General features: G+C 48.0%; 1 protein-coding gene. It reads left to right on the top strand.

The genetic code is table 11. The features are described from left to right. Window positions 1-1,338: aminomethyltransferase family protein (locus ESZ36_RS22390; protein ID WP_484038970.1), on the top strand; the 1,338-nt coding region annotated here is incomplete at both ends.

Here is a 1,338-nt window from a genome sequence, read left to right as displayed (position 1 = left end):
GCGTGCACAAAGTCAGAGCAAAGCAGGTTATTTTGGCCACCGGTGCCCATGAGCGTCCGCTTGTGTATGGTAACAATGACGTGCCTGGTTGTATGTTAGCCAATGCTATTTCTACCTACATTAATCGCTATGATGTGGTGCCAGGTAATCAGTTGGTCTTAATGACCACCAATGATAATGCCTACAAAACAGCGATTGATTGGCATCAAGCGGGCCGCAAGGTTGTCGCTATTGTTGATACGCGAAGCGCGTCAAATGGCGACTTGGTCAATAAGGTCAGAAAACTGGGCATCGATATACTCTTTGGCCATGGCGTTATTGAAGTTAAAGGCAGCAAACGCGTCAAAGGGGTGGATGTTGCGCCAATCAATGCGAGTAATCACAGTGTTACTGGCCCAGCGAAGCATTTTGTCTGTGATACGGTTGCCAGCTCAGGTGGTTGGAGCCCTGTCATTCATTTGTCATCCCATACGGGCTCTCGTCCAGTGTGGAACGACGACATTGCGGGCTTTGTCCCGGGTGATACGGTACAAAAGCAACACAGTTGCGGTGGGCTTGAAGGTATTTATGCCTTGTCAAAAGTCATCAGTGATGGTTTCAACACCGGCGCTGTTGCAGCACAAGCGGCGGGCAAAGGGGAAGGACGTTATGCGGGTCAATCGCCCAAAACAAGCGATCCAAAAGAAGATGCGTCTATGGCGCTGTTTCACATACCGCACAGTAAAAAAACCAGTCGCGCGCCAAAACAGTTTGTCGATTATCAAAATGATGTCACGGCTGCAGGTATTGAATTGGCAAACCGTGAAGGTTTCGAATCTATTGAGCATGTCAAACGCTACACCGCGTTAGGTTTTGGTACCGATCAGGGTAAGTTAGGTAATATCAACGGCATGGCGATCACCGCTAAATCGTTAGGTAAAACCATTCCTGAAACGGGCACAACCATCTTCCGCCCTATGTATACACCCACCACGTTTGGCGCCTTAGCGGGAGCTGATGTGAAGCACTTGTTTGACCCAGCACGTTTTAGCGCGATGCATAAATGGCATATAGAGAATGGCGCTGAGTTTGAAGATGTGGGTCAATGGAAACGCCCATGGTATTTCCCTCAGCCGGGTGAAACCATGCAGCAATCACTGGAGCGTGAGTGTTTAGCAACGCGTAACAGTGTCGGTATTTTAGATGCGTCCACCTTAGGTAAAATTGATATCCAAGGTAAAGATGCACGAGAATTTTTAAACCGTGTTTATACCAACCCATGGAGCAAATTAGGTGTTGGTAAATGTCGCTACGGGGTGATGTGTAAAGAAGACGGTATGGTCTTTGATGATGGTGTTA

Origin of the sequence: Colwellia demingiae (assembly GCF_007954275.1) — a bacterium.
In the GTDB taxonomy this organism is placed as follows: domain Bacteria; phylum Pseudomonadota; class Gammaproteobacteria; order Enterobacterales; family Alteromonadaceae; genus Colwellia; species Colwellia demingiae.
Note: the sequence above shows the minus strand (reverse complement) of the source record. Positions and strands in the feature narration are given on the sequence as shown.